18 protein-coding genes and 1 pseudogene are annotated in these 16,330 nt (G+C 58.8%); 10 read left to right on the top strand and 9 right to left on the bottom strand.

All coding sequences use genetic code 11. The features are described 5' to 3' along the window. Positions 1-146 precede the first annotated feature (146 nt). A complete protein-coding gene (gene sstT, locus GTU76_RS13760; RefSeq protein WP_180698839.1) occupies positions 147-1,379 on the top strand; it encodes a serine/threonine transporter SstT in 1,233 nt (410 codons plus the stop codon). 242 nt (positions 1,380-1,621) lie between these two features. Here sstT and GTU76_RS13755 read toward each other — a convergent pair whose 3' ends face one another. Further along, a complete protein-coding gene (locus GTU76_RS13755; protein WP_150652255.1) occupies positions 1,622-2,131 on the bottom strand; it encodes a DUF1993 domain-containing protein in 510 nt (169 codons plus the stop codon). A gap of 125 nt (positions 2,132-2,256) precedes the next feature. Between GTU76_RS13755 and GTU76_RS13750 the strand changes: the two genes are divergently transcribed. After that, entirely contained in the window at positions 2,257-2,904 is a 648-nt protein-coding gene (locus GTU76_RS13750) for a YceH family protein (RefSeq protein ID WP_108225592.1), read from the top strand. Positions 2,905-3,020: 116 nt separating this feature from the next. On the opposite strand, the gene GTU76_RS13745 is transcribed toward GTU76_RS13750, so the two are convergent. Next, entirely contained in the window at positions 3,021-3,539 is a 519-nt protein-coding gene (locus tag GTU76_RS13745) for a cupin domain-containing protein (RefSeq protein WP_180698838.1), read from the bottom strand. Between the two features lie 188 nt (positions 3,540-3,727). Then, entirely contained in the window at positions 3,728-4,546 is an 819-nt protein-coding gene (locus GTU76_RS13740; RefSeq protein ID WP_180698837.1) for a shikimate 5-dehydrogenase, read from the bottom strand. A gap of 256 nt (positions 4,547-4,802) precedes the next feature. Here GTU76_RS13740 and GTU76_RS13735 point away from each other — a divergent pair, with 256 nt between their 5' ends. The 3 genes from GTU76_RS13735 to GTU76_RS13725 all read left to right on the top strand — a co-directional run bounded on the left by GTU76_RS13735 (position 4,803) and on the right by GTU76_RS13725 (position 5,868). After that, complete coding sequence (locus GTU76_RS13735; RefSeq protein ID WP_007917357.1) at positions 4,803-5,162, top strand: hypothetical protein; 360 nt, start codon at positions 4,803-4,805, stop codon at positions 5,160-5,162. A gap of 230 nt (positions 5,163-5,392) precedes the next feature. Next, complete coding sequence (locus GTU76_RS13730) at positions 5,393-5,587, top strand: hypothetical protein (protein WP_016984641.1); 195 nt, start codon at positions 5,393-5,395, stop codon at positions 5,585-5,587. A gap of 98 nt (positions 5,588-5,685) precedes the next feature. After that, positions 5,686-5,868 carry a hypothetical protein gene (locus GTU76_RS13725; RefSeq protein WP_016984642.1) on the top strand — a complete coding sequence of 61 codons (183 nt, stop codon included), beginning with the start codon at positions 5,686-5,688 and terminating at the stop codon, positions 5,866-5,868. Here the strand turns inward: GTU76_RS13725 and GTU76_RS13720 are convergent. Next, the gene (locus GTU76_RS13720) at positions 5,865-6,926 is read right to left on the bottom strand and encodes an AI-2E family transporter (RefSeq protein ID WP_016984643.1); all 1,062 of its coding nucleotides are present in this window, start codon (positions 6,924-6,926) and stop codon (positions 5,865-5,867) included. The two genes, GTU76_RS13725 and GTU76_RS13720, sit on opposite strands and share 4 nt — an antisense overlap. Positions 6,927-7,081: 155 nt before the next feature. Between GTU76_RS13720 and trhP the strand changes: the two genes are divergently transcribed. Further along, a complete protein-coding gene (gene trhP / locus GTU76_RS13715; RefSeq protein WP_180698836.1) occupies positions 7,082-8,503 on the top strand; it encodes a prephenate-dependent tRNA uridine(34) hydroxylase TrhP in 1,422 nt (473 codons plus the stop codon). A gap of 134 nt (positions 8,504-8,637) precedes the next feature. Next, positions 8,638-9,117: pseudogene (locus GTU76_RS13710) on the top strand (DMT family transporter); the annotation flags it as partial. Between the two features lie 126 nt (positions 9,118-9,243). Here the strand turns inward: GTU76_RS13710 and GTU76_RS13705 are convergent. Together GTU76_RS13705 and GTU76_RS13700 are read right to left on the bottom strand one after the other, a co-directional pair. Then, the gene (locus GTU76_RS13705; protein ID WP_016984646.1) at positions 9,244-9,477 is read right to left on the bottom strand and encodes a hypothetical protein; all 234 of its coding nucleotides are present in this window, start codon (positions 9,475-9,477) and stop codon (positions 9,244-9,246) included. A gap of 92 nt (positions 9,478-9,569) precedes the next feature. Further along, positions 9,570-10,283: a FadR/GntR family transcriptional regulator gene (locus GTU76_RS13700; protein WP_175553791.1), complete on the bottom strand. Its 714-nt coding sequence runs from the start codon at positions 10,281-10,283 to the stop codon at positions 9,570-9,572. A gap of 344 nt (positions 10,284-10,627) precedes the next feature. Between GTU76_RS13700 and GTU76_RS13695 the strand changes: the two genes are divergently transcribed. After that, the gene (locus GTU76_RS13695; protein ID WP_180698835.1) at positions 10,628-11,974 is read left to right on the top strand and encodes an MFS transporter; all 1,347 of its coding nucleotides are present in this window, start codon (positions 10,628-10,630) and stop codon (positions 11,972-11,974) included. A 39-nt stretch (positions 11,975-12,013) separates the two neighbouring features. After that, positions 12,014-13,357 (top strand): glucarate dehydratase, encoded by a 1,344-nt coding sequence (gene gudD, locus GTU76_RS13690; RefSeq protein WP_116256027.1) that lies wholly within the window; start codon positions 12,014-12,016, stop codon positions 13,355-13,357. Between the two features lie 102 nt (positions 13,358-13,459). Here gudD and GTU76_RS13685 read toward each other — a convergent pair whose 3' ends face one another. Further along, positions 13,460-14,332 (bottom strand): LysR family transcriptional regulator, encoded by an 873-nt coding sequence (locus GTU76_RS13685; protein ID WP_180698834.1) that lies wholly within the window; start codon positions 14,330-14,332, stop codon positions 13,460-13,462. A gap of 160 nt (positions 14,333-14,492) precedes the next feature. On the opposite strand from GTU76_RS13685, the gene ampC reads away from it, so the two are divergent. Further along, entirely contained in the window at positions 14,493-15,659 is a 1,167-nt protein-coding gene (gene ampC / locus GTU76_RS13680; protein WP_180698833.1) for a class C beta-lactamase, read from the top strand. Positions 15,660-15,744: 85 nt separating this feature from the next. Here the strand turns inward: ampC and GTU76_RS13675 are convergent, their stop codons facing one another. Both GTU76_RS13675 and GTU76_RS13670 read right to left on the bottom strand, forming a co-directional pair. Continuing rightward, entirely contained in the window at positions 15,745-16,011 is a 267-nt protein-coding gene (locus GTU76_RS13675) for a hypothetical protein (protein ID WP_180698832.1), read from the bottom strand. A gap of 16 nt (positions 16,012-16,027) precedes the next feature. Continuing rightward, positions 16,028-16,318 carry a DUF6124 family protein gene (locus tag GTU76_RS13670; protein WP_320337554.1) on the bottom strand — a complete coding sequence of 97 codons (291 nt, stop codon included), beginning with the start codon at positions 16,316-16,318 and terminating at the stop codon, positions 16,028-16,030. Positions 16,319-16,330 lie beyond the last annotated feature (12 nt).

Raw genomic sequence — 16,330 nt, 5'->3', positions numbered from 1 at the left:
CGCCCTGAAAAACGTACAGCCTGTTCAACGACCGGTTTATTGGCGTTGATGTCGCGTCAACACTTTCGGTTCGTGGTGGTGGTCTGCCGCTGTTTTGCCATCGCTCTACGCAACCTTGCACCCTATAAAAAATCAGAGATGCCGCTATGACTGCTTCATCCCCTTCTCTATTGCAACGCCTGAAGAACCTGAGCCTGGTCGCCCAGATCCTCATCGGCCTGATCGCCGGTATTGCCTTGGCGATGTTTGCCCCGGACGTGGCAAAAGACACCGCGTTCATCGGCAAGGTGTTCGTTTCGGCGTTGAAAGCCGTGGCACCAATTCTGGTGTTCGTCCTCGTGATGGCGTCGATTGCCAACCACAAACACGGTCAGGAAACCCACATCCGCCCGATTTTGTTCCTCTATCTGCTGGGCACCTTCGCCGCAGCAGTGGTGGCCGTGGTTGCGAGCATGGCGTTCCCGTCGCATCTGGTGCTGTCCACTGAAAACGTTGCGGTGACCGCGCCGGGCGGCATTGGCGAAGTGTTGCAAAGCCTGCTGTTGAGCGTGGTGGACAACCCGGTCAGCGCCCTGATGAACGCCAACTTCATCGGCATTCTGGCCTGGGCGATCGGCATGGGCATCGCGATTCGCCATGCCGGCGACACCACCCGCGAAGTGCTGGGTGATCTGTCCAACGGCGTGACGGTGATCGTGCGCGTAGTGATTCGCTTCGCCCCGCTAGGCATTTTCGGTCTGGTCGCTTCGACGCTCGCCACCTCTGGCTTCGGTGCGCTGATCGGTTATGCGCACCTGCTGGCCGTGCTGCTCGGTTGCATGCTGTTCGTGGCGCTGGTGATGAACCCGCTGATCGTGTTCTGGAAGCTGCGTCGCAACCCTTACCCGCTGACCCTCAAGTGCCTGCGTGAAAGCGGTATCACCGCGTTTTTCACCCGCAGCTCGGCGGCGAATATTCCGGTGAATCTGGAATTGAGCAAACGTCTGGGTCTGCATGAAGACACCTATTCGGTGTCGATCCCACTGGGCGCGACCATCAACATGGCCGGTGCGGCGATCACCATTACTGTGTTGACGCTGGCGGCCGTGCATACATTGGGCATCGCCGTGGACATTCCGACGGCGATTCTGCTGAGTGTTGTCGCCGCGATTTGTGCCTGTGGCGCTTCGGGTGTGGCCGGTGGTTCGTTGCTGTTGATTCCGTTGGCGTGCAGCCTGTTTGGCATTCCGAGCGAAATTGCCATGCAGGTGGTGGCGGTCGGTTTCATTATTGGTGTGTTGCAGGATTCGGCAGAGACGGCGCTGAACTCGTCGACTGATGTGCTGTTTACCGCTGCGGCGTGTCTGGGTGAAGAAGCGAAAGCCCAGCGCACTGCGTAACAATTGCTGCAATGAAAAGCCCGCCGAGGTGTGAACCCGGGCGGGCTTTTTTGTGGCTGAGATCTTTTCCCCCTCACCCCAACCCTCTCCCCCCAAGGGGGGCGAGGGGGAAAGGGGGCAGACCGAGTGTTGTTCAAAACCTGAGTTCGACTTGATAGATCAGGTCGGCGTATCTCGAACCAACAACGCGATCAGTCCCCTCTCCCTCCGGGAGAGGGCTAGGGTGAGGGGCTTCTGGCGGTTTAGAACGCGCCCATGTAATCACGTTTGCCCACTTCCACGCCGTTATGACGCAGCAGCGCATAGGTGGTAGTGACGTGGAAGAAAAACTGCGGCAAGCCATAAGTCAGCAAGTACGACTGACCGCTGAAGCGCTTCTCTTTCGGCGTGCCCGGACGGGTGACGATTTCGATGCCTTCCTTGCCATCGATCTGCTCCGGCTTGATCTCGCCGATGTAGGCCAGAACCTTGGCGATCAGGGCTTGCAGCTCAGCGAAGGTGGTTTCGGTATCGTCGTACTTCGGCACTTCGACTTCAGCCAGACGCGAGGATACGCCTTTGGCGAAGTCCACGGCGATCTGCACCTGGCGGGTCAGCGGGAACATGTCCGGGTACAGACGGGCCTGCAGGAACGCGTTCGGGTCGATGTTTTTCTCGGTGGCGTGGGCTTCAGCCTTTTTCAGCACATCGCTCAAAGCGTTGAGCATTTGTTGAAAAACCGGAACGGATGCGGCGTACAGGGAAATGGTCATGGCAGTCTCGTGTGGTGGCTGGGTGGAACAAGGAGGCGATTATAGCCATGCTTGATGACCACACGGCTTGCCTTTTGTTTGGCAAGGATTAGGCTAGGCGCCTTCGACTGCAAAGGGAACGCGCGATGACCACTGAACCAGAATCCACCTTCGACGAGCCACGGCTCAATGCCACGGAAATCCGCATCCTCGGCTCGTTGATCGAGAAACAGGCAACCAGTCCGGAAACCTATCCGCTGACCCTTAATGCGCTGGTCACGGCGTGCAATCAAAAAACCAGTCGCGAACCGGTGATGAATCTGACCCAGGGTCAGGTCGGGCAGAGCTTGCGCGCACTGGAAGGTCGCGGTTTCGCTAAGCTGGTGATGGGCAGTCGCGCCGACCGCTGGGAGCACAAGGTCGACAAGGCACTGGAACTGGTGCCGGCGCAGGTGATTCTCAGCGGATTGATGTTTCTGCGTGGTCCGCAAACCGTCAATGAACTGCTGACCCGCAGTGGGCGCATGCATGAATTTGAAGACACCGAGCAGGTAGTACATCAGCTTGAGCGCTTGATCGCGCGGGGTTTGGCCGTGTTGATTCCCCGTCAGGCCGGGCAGCGCGAAGATCGTTACACCCATGCCTTGGGTGATCCGGCGGATATCGAGGCGATCATGGCGGCGCGGCAGAATCCGTTGGATCGCGGCGCAAGCAGTGGCGTGTCAGTCGAGCGCATCGAAGAGCTGGAGGCGCGGATCGCCGCGCTGGAAGAACGCCTGGCCCGCCTGGAATAAGCACACAAAACCAATGTAGGCGTTCGCCTGCTCGCGATAGCGGTGTGTCAGTCAAATATGATGTGACTGACACACCGCTATCGCGAGCAGGCGAAGGCCTACAAGGGATCTATGTTTTACTCGCCATCCCAGTAATCAACGCCATCCTTCTGCCGCGCCACGGCGACAAAGCCTGAAGTATTACCTTCGGCATCCACCTGAAAATTATCCATCACCGCATATTTATTCGAATCCGGGTATTCGCAAATGTCCGGCTGCTGTTGAGTACTCACCGCCAGATAACGCAGTTCGGCCTGACTGGTATTGATGATCTGATGCGCCTTCTCCGGGCCGCCCGGGGGGCAGGCAATCACATCGCCTTCGCGGATTGGAAAACGCTCGGCGCCAAGACGCACCTCGCCCTCCCCGGCCACCACGTAGAACATTTCTTCGTTGACCCGATGACTGTGAAACGGGCTGCCGCGCATGCCCGGTGGCAACGCGTACAGGCGATAACCGAGTTTTTGCGAACCCAATTGCTGACCGACGCGGGCCATGCGCTGCTGATAGCGGCCGGCGGTTTCGCCTTCCGGGGCCAGGGCTTCGGGCAGGGGTTCGAGTTCGACCTGATGCAGGTTGAGAATGGGTGGGTGCATGGGGAGCCTCGGTCACGGTTTTTGTGGTGGGCAAGTCTGTGCTTGCTGGGGAGGCAGTATAGGCAATCGAAGTTTGAAACCGAGTCGCGGCCTTCGCGAGCAAGCTCGCTCCCACAGGGGAACGCATTCCAATGTGGGAGCGAGCTTGCTCGCGAAGAGGTCCGCCAGATCAACACAAAACCAAAGAATCAGCTCCGGGCAAACGCCACCGCCGCCGCAAACTGCTCTTCATTCGGGCGCACGCCGGTGTACAGGACAAACTGCTCCAGCGCCTGAATCGCAATCACCTCAAGCCCGGTAATCACCTTTTTACCTTCGGCCCGAGCGCGCACGATCAACGGCGTTTCCGACGGAATCGCCACCACATCAAAAACCGTCTCGGCCGCTTTGATCACTTCTGCCTCAAACGCCAGCTGCCCCGCCTCCGGCCCGCCGTCCATGCCCACCGGCGTCACGTTGATCAGCATCTGCGGGCGCTCCTCGCCCAGTTCCGCCTGCCAGCGATAACCCAGCGAATCCGCTAACGCACGCCCGGCGCGCTCGTTGCGGGCGACAATCAAACCGTTTTGGTAACCGCCATCACGCAAGGCACTGGCCACCGCTTTGGCCATGCCGCCGCTGCCACGCAGGGCGAACGTTGAATCCTTGGGCACCGCGTGGGTTTTCAGCAACTGTTCGATGGCAATGTAATCGGTGTTGTAAGCCTTGAGATGGCCGTCGGTGTTGACGATGGTATTGATCGACTGGATCGCCGCTGCCGACGCATCCAGTTCATCGACCAGCGCAATGCACGCTTCCTTGAACGGCATCGACACGCCGCAACCACGGATGCCCAAGGCGCGAATGCCGCCGACAGCACCGGTCAGGTCTTTACTGCTGAATGCCTTGTAGTAGAAATTCAGACCAAGTTGCTCATACAAATGGTTATGAAAACGCAGACCGAAATTGCCTGGACGTCCTGACAGGGACATGCACAGCTGGGTGTCTTTGTTCGGGTTCATCTGCATGAAACTTCTCCTTCAAACGCACTTTCGGATAGACGGGATTAGCCAGCCCATCGGGTTCTGAACGATCATAGAGGCCTGTTTTAAATGGGTTCTGTGGCCCTTGCACGGCCCGGTAAAGAAGCCGGTACAGACCTTACACAAAATTTACCCAGCGGCTGTGCTGATTTTCAGAATTTCGCTGTCTTAGAAGTATCCCCGCGACAACTGTGGGCCTGGTGCAGGCCCTGCCGCCGGGTCGAAGAACCGAGGAATTATCATGATTCGTAAACTCCCCATTCTGGCCTTGTTGATTGGCGCACTTGCGGTCACAGGTCAGGCAGAAGCCGGTGGTGGCCACGGCTGGCAAGGCCCTGCGGTGTTTGGCGCGATCGTCGGCTCGGCCATCATCGGCTCGGCACTGATCAACCAGGATCGGCCGGTGTATGTGCAACAACAGCCGGTTTATGTTCAACCGCAACCGGTCTACGTGCAGCAGCCACCACCACCGGTCTACTACCAGCCGGCGCCGGTGTATGTGCAACAACCGGTATACATTCAACAGGCCCCCGTCTACTACGGCCCGCCTCGCGGTTATTACGGCCGGCCACATGGCTACTACGGCGGTCCACGCTGGTAACCGGAACGCAAAGCCCCGCTTTTATAGCGGGGTTTTTTATGACCGTTGGTCGGCCAGCGTCTGAAAAAATCTCGCCAAGGTCGCTGTGAGGACAGTTTCACCGGCTAAAGTCGGCATGATTGACTCGACCGTTATGTAGATTTCCACAAAACGGTCACTTATTTGTCATGACGGAACCGCAATCTGAATCCGTCCGTAAACAACAGGTTGATAACAACAAGGACGACTGTATGCCAACACAAAACCCGCACCGCATCGTCGGCCTGTGCACCTCCAGCAAGGTGTACAGCGCGCTGACCGAACTCAAGCACCTGGAAGGCCACCGCTGCGCCAAGTTTCTTTCGCTGCTGGCGGAGAATCTGGTGCACAAAGGTTTGCTCAACGAACGCGAAGTCATGCACATGCTTGATCAAGTGGTCGACTGAAGCCTCAATGGCATCAATGACCACTATCGAAAGCGTTGATTGTCCGTAGAAGCGGCGAATCTCTAAGGTAGCTCCATTGATAGATGGAGGTACCCGTCATGGCTCAGGTTCAAATCATGTCCGTTATCGGCAGCGCCGTTCCCGCCTCGCTCAGAGCCTCGGGCTTGCTCGCCTGCTGGTATCTGATGCGCGACGGCGAAGCCATCAGCGGCCCGCTCACTTCGCTGCCCGCTGCGCAGGCACTGTCGCAAAAGATCGTCAGCCAGCCGTTTCACGCCTAAGGCAATTGCACCTTGGGCTTGGTCTCGGCGAACAGCGCCCAGCTCGACATGAACAACGCCGCGATCAGCGGCCCGATCACGAAGCCGTTGAGGCCAAACACCGCCAGACCGCCAAGGGTCGAGATCAGAATCATGTAGTCGGGCATTTTGGTGTCCTTGCCCACCAGAATCGGCCGCAGCACGTTGTCCACCAAACCGATCACAAACACCCCGAACAAGCCCAGCACCACGCCCTGCCAGATCATCCCGCTGAGCAGGAAATACACCGCCACCGGCGCCCAGACAATCCCCGCGCCGACCGCTGGCAGCAACGACAGAAACGCCATCAACACCGCCCACAGCAACGCGCTGGGGATATCGAGAAACCAGAAAATTGCCCCGCCCAATGCACCTTGCGTCACCGCAACCACCAGATTGCCCTTGACCGTTGCGCGCACCACGCGGTTGAACTTCAACTGCAAGCGGCGCTTGTGATTCTCCTCCAGCGGTACGGAGGTGCGCACCTTGCGCGCCAGTTCGGCGCCGTCGCGCAGGAAGAAAAACAGCAAGTACAGCATGATGAAAAAACTCACCACGAACTCGAACGTACCCTGGCCAAAGCTGAACGCCTGGCTGGCCAGCACCTGACTGCCCTGCATCGCCGATTTGACGATTTTCTCGCGCAGGCCATTGAGTTCGCCCATGCCGAAACGGTCGAGCAAGTGCTGAAAGTACGGCGGCAGGCTGTGCTTGAATTGTGCCAGATACGCAGCAATGTCCAGCTCGCCGCTTTCGATGTTCTTGTAGACCGCCGCGCCTTCCTGCACCAGCAGCACGCTGAGGATGATCACCGGAAGAATCGCGATCACCAGGCAGATCGACAAGGTACACAGCGACGTCAGGTTGCGCTGCCAGCCGAATTTCGCCTGCAGCCGGCGTTGCATCGGCGCAAACACAATGCCGAGAATCACCGCCCAGAATACCGCGCCGTAGAACGGCAAGAGGATCCAGATAAACGCCACCGTGACCAGCAACAGCAGCACGGTGAGGGATTTGAATTGAAGGCTTTTTTCGTTCATGTCCGATCCATGTCAGTCAGGCGTCATGCACGCCCCGCTCCTTAGTCAGCCGCGGCGTGCACGAGTGCCATCTTTATTCATGGAGCATAGATCCAGATCAACAAACCCTCGCCGCATCTGACTTACCCTGCCGCGCTTTTGCGACCGACACCGCCATGACCTCGATCCTCGCCGCCCCCGAACTGCTCGCTCCCGCCGGCACCCTGAAAAACATGCGCTACGCCTTCGCCTACGGTGCCGATGCAGTCTATGCCGGCCAACCGCGTTATAGCCTGCGGGTGCGCAACAACGAGTTCGATCACGCCAACCTGGCGCTGGGGATTCGTGAGGCCCAGGCGCAGGGCAAGCGCTTCTACGTGGTGGTCAACATCGCGCCGCACAACGCCAAGCTGAAGACCTTCCTCAAGGATCTGGCGCCGGTGATCGAGATGGCGCCGGATGCACTGATCATGTCCGACCCCGGGCTGATCATGCTGGTGCGTCGCCATTTCCCGCAAATGCCGATTCACCTGTCGGTGCAGGCCAACACGGTGAACTGGGCGAGTGTCGAGTTCTGGCAGCAACAGGGGCTGAGCCGGATCATCCTGTCGCGGGAATTGTCGCTGGAAGAAATAGGCGAAATCCGCGAACAGGTGCCCGGCATGGAGCTGGAAGTGTTCGTCCACGGCGCGCTGTGCATGGCCTACTCCGGGCGCTGCCTGCTGTCGGGTTACATGAACAAGCGCGATGCCAATCAGGGCAGCTGCACCAACGCCTGTCGCTGGAAATACTCGGCGCAAGAGGCCACGGAAAACCAGCTCGGCGAAATCGTCCAGACCTTTCAGCCCGAGCCGACCCTGGGCCTCGGCGCGCCCACCGATCAGGTGTTCCTGTTACAGGAAGCCAACCGTCCCGACGAATTGATGCCTGCTTTCGAGGACGAGCACGGCACCTACATCATGAACGCCAAGGACCTGCGTGCGGTGCAACATGTCGAGCGTCTGACGCGTATGGGTGTGCATTCATTGAAAATTGAGGGTCGGACCAAATCGCACTTCTATTGCGCGCGTACCACTCAGGTTTATCGCCGGGCGATTGATGATGCGGTGGCCGGGCGTGAGTTTGATCGCAACCTGATGACGGATCTGGAGTCACTGGCCCAGCGCGGCTACACCGAAGGTTTTCTGCGCCGGCATGTGCATGACGAGTACCAGAATTATCAGCACGGCAGTTCGGTGTCGGAGCGCCAGCAGTTCGTGGGTGAGCTGACTGGTGAGCGGCGTGAGGGCCTGGCCGAGGTCAAGGTGAAGAACCGTTTTGGTCTTGGTGATCATCTGGAATTGATGACGCCCATGGGCAATTTTAATTTTGATCTGCATGAGTTGCAGAGCCTCAAGGGTGAGGCTATCGAGGTAGCGCCGGGGGATGGGCATACGGTTTATATGCCGATTCCGGAAGGGGTGGATTTGCGGTTTGGGTTGTTGATGCGGGATATCGGGTTGCGTGAAAAAGCCCCTCACCCTAGCCCTCTCCCAGAGGGAGAGGGGACTGATTGGGGGATATTGGAGAAATCCACCGACCTGAAAGCATGGCAGTGAATCCATAATCGACTGTTCCGATCAAGCACACTGGAATTGGTTGAATCTATATTCAACACGGTGTTTCAGGTCGGCGTATAACCCGAGACACCTCGGTCGACCCCCTCTCCCTTCGGGAGAGGGCTGGGGTGAGGGTCAGCGGCGACAAGGGTTTGGGGGCTATCGATGTCCATGGCTTGCTGATCTTGCTGGCAGCGATGTCGTGGAGCATTTATTTCGCGCTGCAAAAACATCATGCGCGGCGCTACGACGGCTTCAGCCTAGCCTGTTATGCGGTGTGGTCGGGGACGTTGATGCTGCTGATCTATTTCCCGGGGCTGGGGGACAGCGTGATGAAAGCGCCGCTGCGGGTGCAATGGGCGGTGTTGGCGCTTGGGGTATTTCCCAGTGCGCTGGCCTATCTGGCGTGGGGATTTGTGCTCAAGCATGTGGATCTGAGCCGGGCGACGATGACGTTGTGTTTGATACCGCCGACGGCGATGGGGATTGCTTCGGTCGGGCTGGCGGAGCGGCCGACACTGATGGTGCTGGCGGGATCGGTGGTGGTGTTGATCAGTGTGTTGGCGTTGAATCTGGAGCGGCGGGTTGGCGATGTTCGGGCTGCCGGGGTCTGATCTGAAATCGTTTCTGCGCCTGATACAGTCTTCGCGAGCAAGCTCGCTCCCACAGGAAAATGCGTTCCAATGTGGGAGCGAGCTTGCTCGCGAAGGGGCCGGTAAATCCAGCGCAACAACCAGAATTCAGCGCCGATCATCGGACAGCGGCGTCGGCTCATCCGCCGGCGGCACATCCTCATCGTCCGCCGTCGGATCCTTCCAGTCCTCTGGCCGATCGGCATCGCTCAGCGGGTCGCGCCCCGGGGGCATCCCCATCGGGGAATCATGATCGGCCAGTGTCGGCTCATCGGTACCGGGCAGCGGCCGGGTTGGATCGGTGGGCAGCACACCACCCTGAAACAGCAAATCGTTAGCCATGACGCACCTCACTCAGGAGGTCCGGAATACCCGGGCCGTACAACTTGGAATCAGCCCTGTGTACCGCGTGCCATCGAACAGACCAACGGCGTTCAACCCTGCGCGGAAAAGCGGTCGCGGCTGTTGGTCAGGTGCAGCCACATCGCTGCCCGCGCGGCATCGGCATCCTGACGCTTGATCGCATTCAGGATCGCCTCATGTTCCAGATGGGCCAGTTGCCCGAGCTTGCTCAGATCCGCCGCACCGCGCTCGGCGGCGTTGAGCCGGTTGCGCGGAATCATCGCACTGCCCAAGTGCTGCATGATTTCACTGAAGCAGACGTTGCCGGTCGCCTCGGCGATCAGCAGATGAAAACGTCGATCGGCCTCGACGCAACTGTCGTTGTTGTCCAGTAACCGCTGATAGTCATCCAGCGCCTGACGCATTTGCAGCAATTGCTGTTCGCTGCGCCGTTGCGCCGCCAGTGCCGCTGCCTGGGTTTCCAGGCCCAGACGCAATTCAAGAATGCTGCGCACGCCCAGCGCGGTATCGACATTCAGGCGCAAGCCCTGCTCCGGCGCACGCTCGATGACGAACGTGCCGATGCCGTGCCGCGTCTCGACCAGTCCCGAAGCCTGCAATTTGGAAATCGCCTCGCGCACCACGGTGCGGCTGACGCCGTGTTCCTGAACGATGGAATTCTCCGACGGCAGCTTGTCACCCGGTGACAGGTGGCCGAGCAGGATGCTCTGGGTGAGTTTATCCACCAGATCATGGGCGAGGTTGTGCGCACGTTTGCGAGCGGGAGCGTCGAGGTCTTCTTGCATGGTCGGTTCCGGTGATCGGGGCTTGCCGATCGTAGCATTGAGAAGCTGGCTGACGGGAGTGATTCTAGCGCCTAACTTGTATGACAACATTCAAATAAATCGGAAAAAACCAGGACTCCTTGAAGACTACTCGTGCGCAGACGCAGGAATTTATCGGGCGCCTCAAAGCACAACACTCAATAAACGCTAGGTAAAAATACGAAAAAGCATAAGAAACCAGCCTTCCAGATAAAATTAATCGGCCCTCCCTACTTGTAGGACAAAAATTCTCAGTTGTATGATGTCTATCAACAACGCAGCACCTGCCCTACCCCGCATAAAAATAATCAGTGGGAGAAAAACAAGTGAAAACCTCCGTCTCCGGGATGAACGAGGGTGTCGATTCGACACTCGCCTCGGCCATCTCGAAAGTGAAACGCCACGTCCTGCCGCTTTTCGTGATCATGTTCATCGTCAATTACATTGACCGGGTGAACATCGGTTTCGTCCGTACCCACATGGAACACGACCTAGGTATTGGTGCCGCCGCTTACGGCTTCGGCGCCGGGCTGTTCTTCATCGGTTACGCGCTGTTCGAAGTTCCGTCGAACATGCTTTTGCAGAAAGTCGGCGCACGTATCTGGCTGACTCGCATCATGTTCACCTGGGGACTGGTCGCCGCCGGCATGGCGTTCATCCAGAACGAAACCCACTTCTATGTCTTGCGCTTTTTGCTCGGCGTGGCCGAGGCCGGGTTCTTTCCCGGGGTGATCTACTACTTCACCCGTTGGCTGCCCGGCGCCGAACGCGGCAAGGCGATTGCGATTTTCCTCAGCGGCTCCGCCGTGGCCTCGTTGATCTCCGGCCCGCTGTCCGGCCTGCTCCTGCAAATCAACGCGCTGGGCATGCACGGCTGGCAGTGGATGTACTTCATTGAAGGGATGTTCTCGGTGTGCCTGTGCGTGTTTGTCTGGTTCTGGCTCGACGCCAAACCCCACGACGCGAAATGGCTGAGCCGCGCCGAACAGGACGCACTGGTCAACGCCATCGACGCTGAACAAAAGGCCCGCGAAGCCGCGACGCCAATCCGGCCATCAATGGGAAAATTGCTCAAGGATCGCCAGATCATCCTGTTCTGCCTGATCTACTTCTTCATTCAGTTGACCATCTACGCGGCGACCTTCTGGCTGCCGAGCATCATCAAGAAAATGGGCGAGATGAGTGACTTCCAGGTCGGCCTGTTCAACTCGATCCCATGGTTGCTGTCGATCATCGGCATGTACGCCTTTGCCTCGTTCTCGGCCAAGTGGAAACACCAACAGGCGTGGGTCGCCACCGCACTGTTGATCGCCGCTGCGGGGATGTTCATGTCCACTACCGGCGGGCCGATCTTCGCTTTCGTTGCGATCTGCTTTGCTGCGCTGGGGTTCAAATCCGCCTCATCGCTGTTCTGGCCGATCCCACAGGCCTATCTGGATGCCCGCATCGCCGCAGCGGTGATCGCGCTGATCAACTCGGTGGGCAACCTTGGCGGCTTCGTCGCGCCAACCACGTTCGGCCTGCTCGAAGAACACACCGGCTCGATTCAGGGCGGCCTCTATGGGCTGGCCGCGACCTCGATCATCGCCGCGATCATCGTCTTCTTCGCGCGCACCACACCGAAACCTGCTGCCGACATCGCCGTGGTCGAGACCGCGCCGAAACACGCCTGACGCCCATTGTTAAAGATTGCGTATTAAAAGGATAAGAACATGACCGCACACGACACCGCCAAAGCCCCGATCATCACCGACATGCAAGTCATCCCGGTGGCCGGCCACGACGGCATGCTGCTCAATCTGAGCGGCGCCCACGGGCCTTTTTTCACCCGCAATATCGTCATCCTCAAGGACAACGCCGGCCACACCGGCGTCGGTGAAGTACCCGGTGGCGAGCGTATTCGCCAGACCCTGGAAGACGCGCGCAGCCTGGTGGTCGGCAGCCCGATCGGCACGTATCAGAAGATCCTCAATCAAGTGCGCCAGACCTTCGCCGACCGCGATGCTGGCGGTCGTGGTCTGCAGACGTTTGACCTGCGCATCACCATCCACGCGGTGACGGGCCTCGAAGCCGCACTGCTCGATCTGCTCGGTCAGCATCTCGATGTACCGGTGGCAGCACTGCTTGGCGAAGGTCAGCAACGTGATGAAGTGAAGATGCTCGGTTATCTGTTTTACGTCGGTGATCAGCGCGAAACCGACCTCGCCTATCGCAGCGAACCGGACGCCGACAACGACTGGTTCCGCGTGCGTCACGAGAAGGCCATGACTGCCGAAGCCGTGGTGCGCCTCGCCGAAGCGGCCCATGCGAAATACGGTTTCAAGGACTTCAAGCTCAAGGGCGGCGTTCTCAGTGGTGATGCCGAAATTGAAGCGGTGACGGCGCTCGCCGAACGTTTCCCCGAGGCGCGGATTACCCTCGATCCGAACGGCGCGTGGTCACTGAAAGAAGCCATCCGCTTGTGCCGCGATCAACATCAGGTGCTCGCCTACGCCGAAGACCCGTGCGGTGCGGAAAACGGTTATTCCGGTCGAGAGGTGATGGCCGAGTTTCGTCGTGCCACGGGGCTGAAAACCGCCACCAACATGATCGCCACTGACTGGCGTGAGATGGGTCATGCGATCCAGTTGCAGTCGGTGGACATTCCCCTGGCCGACCCGCATTTCTGGACCATGCAAGGTTCGGTGCGCGTGGCGCAGATGTGCCATGAATGGGGGCTGACCTGGGGCTCGCATTCCAACAACCACTTCGATATCTCGCTGGCGATGTTCACCCATGTCGCTGCCGCCGCACCGGGCGAGATCACCGCGATCGACACCCACTGGATCTGGCAGGACGGCCAGCGGCTGACCAAGGCGCCGCTGCAAATCGTCGATGGTCTGGTGCAGGTGCCGAAAAAACCGGGGCTGGGTGTCGAGCTGGACATGGACCAGGTGGCCAAGGCTCATGAGCTATATAAAGGCATGGGCCTCGGCGCGCGGGATGACAGCGTGGCGATGCAGTTTTTGATTCCGGGCTGGAAGTTCGATAACAAGCGGCCGTGTCTGGTGCGCTGATGCCTCACTGATAACTGTAGGAGCTGCCGAAGGCTGCGATCTTTTGATCTTCAAAACAGAATCAAAAGATCGCAGCCTTCGGCAGCTCCTACAGGATTTGTGTCAGCTTGATATTTGCAGCAGCCAGTGCTTGAAAGCGAGCATCGCCGCTGTTTCAGGGCGCGACTGCAACCGCGTCAACCAGTAACTCCCCGTCGTAATCTCAATCGCAAACGGCTGGCAAATCGCCTCCGCCGCCAGTTGCCGGGCGAACATCAGCGGTGGCGCCAACGCCACCCCACTGCCCTGCAACGCCGCCTCCATCATCGCCAGCGATGAATCAAAAACGATGCTCTGCGGCGGCGCAGCCTGGGTCGCCAGCCCGGCCGCCTGAAACCATTCCGGCCATTCATCGGTGCGATAAGAGCGCAGCAGTGTTTGTTGCAGCAGATCTCCCGGCGAATGCAATTGCCGGGCGATTTCCGGCACGCACAACACCGACAGCGGCGCCTCAAGCAACCGCGTCGCCTCGATACCATGCCACGCACCAGCACCGAAGCGGATTGCGTAATCCAGCCCTTCTGCTGCCACATCCACGCGGTTGTTGTTGGTCGACAGCCGCAAATCTATGAGCGGATGTTTCGCCCGGAACTCCGCCAGCCGCGGCAACAGCCAACCCACGGCGAACGTACCGACCGCGCCAACGGTCAGCATTTCGAGGTACTGTCCGCCAGCGAGGCGTTCAAGAATCTGCGCGATGTGATCGAACGACGTGCTCAGTACCGGCAGCAAGGTTTCCCCTTCGCTGGTCAGCATCAGCCCACGGGGCAGGCGTTTGAACAGGGTTACGTTGAGTTGCACCTCAAGGCTTTTGACCTGATGGCTGACCGCCGCTTGCGTGACGCACAGTTCCACGGCGGCGCGGGTGAAGCTCAAATGACGCGCCGATGCTTCGAAGGCGCGCAGTGCGTTGAGCGGCAATTGCGGTCGAATCATGCCAAGTCCCAAATTTTTCTAATGGCTCGTGCGAGTTTTCGTCGTTTGTCGATTGGTCGCGCGCTGACTAGATTGGCGGCGCTGATCAGTTGCCCAACGAAGAAATCGCCCGCAGTGTAGCGGGATAACGTCATCAACACTCATGGAGAGTGGTTCATTCATGCCATCCATTCATTCAAAAAAAGTCATTTCCTGCGCCGCTTTCGGCCTGTTTTTCGGCGCCTCGGCCTGCATGGCCGCCACGCCCACCGACTCGCAGTTGCAAGCGCTGGTCAACGACACGGTGACGCCGGTAATGCAACAACAGAACATTCCCGGGCTGACCGTGGCGCTGACCATTAATGGCCAGCCGCATTACTTTAACTACGGGGTTGCAGCAAAAGATACCGGGCAGAAAGTCAGCGAAAACACCTTGTTCGAAATCGGCTCGGTGAGCAAAACCTTCGCCGCCACCCTCGCCGGTTACGCCCAGGCCACTGGCAAACTCGACCTGTCGACCAAAGCCAGCCAGCTCTGGCCTGAACTGAAAGGCAGCGCGCTCGACAACATCAGCGTGTTGCAACTGGGCACCTACAGCGCCGGTGGTTTGCCGCTGCAATTCCCGGCGCAATGGGATTCGTCTGACAAGATGCTCGGCTATTTCCAACAGTGGAAACCGGTTTATTCGGCAGGCAGCCATCGCCAGTATTCAAATCCAAGCCTTGGGTTGTTCGGCTATCTGGCGGCGAAAAGCCTCGGCCAGCCGTTTGATCAGGCGCTGACCCAAACCCTGCTGCCGAAACTCGGTTTGCAGCACACCTACCTCAGCGTGCCTGCCGCGCAAATGGACCTGTATGCGCAGGGTTACGACAAGAACGACAAACCGGTGCGCGTCACCCCCGGCGCCCTGGATTCGCAGGCCTACGGCGTGAAAACCAGCGCGGTGGACATGCTGCGTTACGTGCAGGCCAACCTGAAACCCGAAACGCTGGAAGCGTCCCTGCAAAAAACCATCGCCAACACCCACACCGGGTACTACACGGTCGGCGATATGACTCAAGGTTTGGGTTGGGAAATGTATCGCTACCCGATCAGTCTCGACCGTTTACTGGCTGGCAACTCGACGGAAATGGCCATGCAGGCGCACAAGGTGCAGTGGCTGAACCCGCCGCAACCGCAGCCGCATGACGTGTTGATCAACAAGACCGGCTCTACCGGTGGTTTTGGGACTTACGTGGCGTTTGTGCCCAGCAAGGACGTTGGCATCGTGATCATGGCCAACAAGAACTTCCCGATTCCTGAGCGAGTGAAGATCGCCCACAAAATCCTCAGCGCTGTCGCTGACTGAAAATCAAAAGATCGCAGCCTGCGGCAGCTCCTGACCGAGTGAAAACCCGATCCAAGGAGCTGCCGCAGGCTGCGATCTTTTGTCTTTAAAGCTGTGCCTGCAACTTCCAGCCGATGACATCCATCAAGTCGCAACTGTCCCGCAACGGAATCGCCATCACCCGGGCGAAATCCTGCAGCAGCAAAGCATCGTGGCCCTTGCCGTCAACCAGCGCCAGCGTCTCCATCAGTTGCGTCACACAGCGCAAACGGTAAGCCGCCGTGCCATGCAGCACATCCACTGGTGCCTCGCTGTCGATCAACAGGCAGGGAATCTTGCAGTCGATCCCGGTAATTGGAATATATCGCGCCATGTTTGAACCTCCCTGTTCAATGTTGCGTCGCCGCCGGTGGATCGAGATTGTCCAGCGCACGGTTGACCAGCAACTCGCCGAGTACGGCCAACTGCTGAATCGACAAGGCGAGGCTACGCGGTGAACCTTGAAGTTCTGCGGCTAGGTCGGTGGTCAGGACGTTCAGTGAAGCAAGGGTTTCGCAAGCGTGGCAGAGCAAAGTGGGCGTATCGATATCGGGGAGGATGGTGAAGAGATGGCTGATGGGATCGGGGTGACGGGGGTTGCGTAAGCGGGGGTTGTTGGCGTCGAAGGATCCTGAATCCATGGGGGATTCGGG

The sequence above is a fragment of the Pseudomonas crudilactis genome (genome assembly GCF_013433315.1).
Taxonomy (GTDB): domain Bacteria; phylum Pseudomonadota; class Gammaproteobacteria; order Pseudomonadales; family Pseudomonadaceae; genus Aquipseudomonas; species Aquipseudomonas crudilactis.
This window is presented reverse-complemented; position numbering and strand designations above follow the sequence as displayed.

What these genes read in the sequence shown, in the direction of transcription:
- GTU76_RS13740 (WP_180698837.1), bottom strand. Translation starts at nt 4,546, where the DNA reads ATGCAGATGAACCCGAACAAAGACACCCAGCTGTGCATGTCCCTGTCA.
- GTU76_RS13685 (WP_180698834.1), bottom strand. Translation starts at nt 14,332, where the DNA reads ATGATTCGACCGCAATTGCCGCTCAACGCACTGCGCGCCTTCGAAGCA.
- GTU76_RS13700 (WP_175553791.1), bottom strand. Translation starts at nt 10,283, where the DNA reads ATGCAAGAAGACCTCGACGCTCCCGCTCGCAAACGTGCGCACAACCTC.
- GTU76_RS13675 (WP_180698832.1), bottom strand. Translation starts at nt 16,011, where the DNA reads ATGGCGCGATATATTCCAATTACCGGGATCGACTGCAAGATTCCCTGC.
- GTU76_RS13725 (WP_016984642.1), top strand. Translation starts at nt 5,686, where the DNA reads ATGGCTCAGGTTCAAATCATGTCCGTTATCGGCAGCGCCGTTCCCGCC.
- ampC (WP_180698833.1), top strand. Translation starts at nt 14,493, where the DNA reads ATGCCATCCATTCATTCAAAAAAAGTCATTTCCTGCGCCGCTTTCGGC.
- sstT (WP_180698839.1), top strand. Translation starts at nt 147, where the DNA reads ATGACTGCTTCATCCCCTTCTCTATTGCAACGCCTGAAGAACCTGAGC.
- GTU76_RS13750 (WP_108225592.1), top strand. Translation starts at nt 2,257, where the DNA reads ATGACCACTGAACCAGAATCCACCTTCGACGAGCCACGGCTCAATGCC.
- trhP (WP_180698836.1), top strand. Translation starts at nt 7,082, where the DNA reads ATGACCTCGATCCTCGCCGCCCCCGAACTGCTCGCTCCCGCCGGCACC.
- GTU76_RS13670 (WP_320337554.1), bottom strand. Translation starts at nt 16,318, where the DNA reads ATGGATTCAGGATCCTTCGACGCCAACAACCCCCGCTTACGCAACCCC.
- GTU76_RS13720 (WP_016984643.1), bottom strand. Translation starts at nt 6,926, where the DNA reads ATGAACGAAAAAAGCCTTCAATTCAAATCCCTCACCGTGCTGCTGTTG.
- GTU76_RS13745 (WP_180698838.1), bottom strand. Translation starts at nt 3,539, where the DNA reads ATGCACCCACCCATTCTCAACCTGCATCAGGTCGAACTCGAACCCCTG.
- GTU76_RS13735 (WP_007917357.1), top strand. Translation starts at nt 4,803, where the DNA reads ATGATTCGTAAACTCCCCATTCTGGCCTTGTTGATTGGCGCACTTGCG.
- GTU76_RS13730 (WP_016984641.1), top strand. Translation starts at nt 5,393, where the DNA reads ATGCCAACACAAAACCCGCACCGCATCGTCGGCCTGTGCACCTCCAGC.
- GTU76_RS13705 (WP_016984646.1), bottom strand. Translation starts at nt 9,477, where the DNA reads ATGGCTAACGATTTGCTGTTTCAGGGTGGTGTGCTGCCCACCGATCCA.
- gudD (WP_116256027.1), top strand. Translation starts at nt 12,014, where the DNA reads ATGACCGCACACGACACCGCCAAAGCCCCGATCATCACCGACATGCAA.
- GTU76_RS13755 (WP_150652255.1), bottom strand. Translation starts at nt 2,131, where the DNA reads ATGACCATTTCCCTGTACGCCGCATCCGTTCCGGTTTTTCAACAAATG.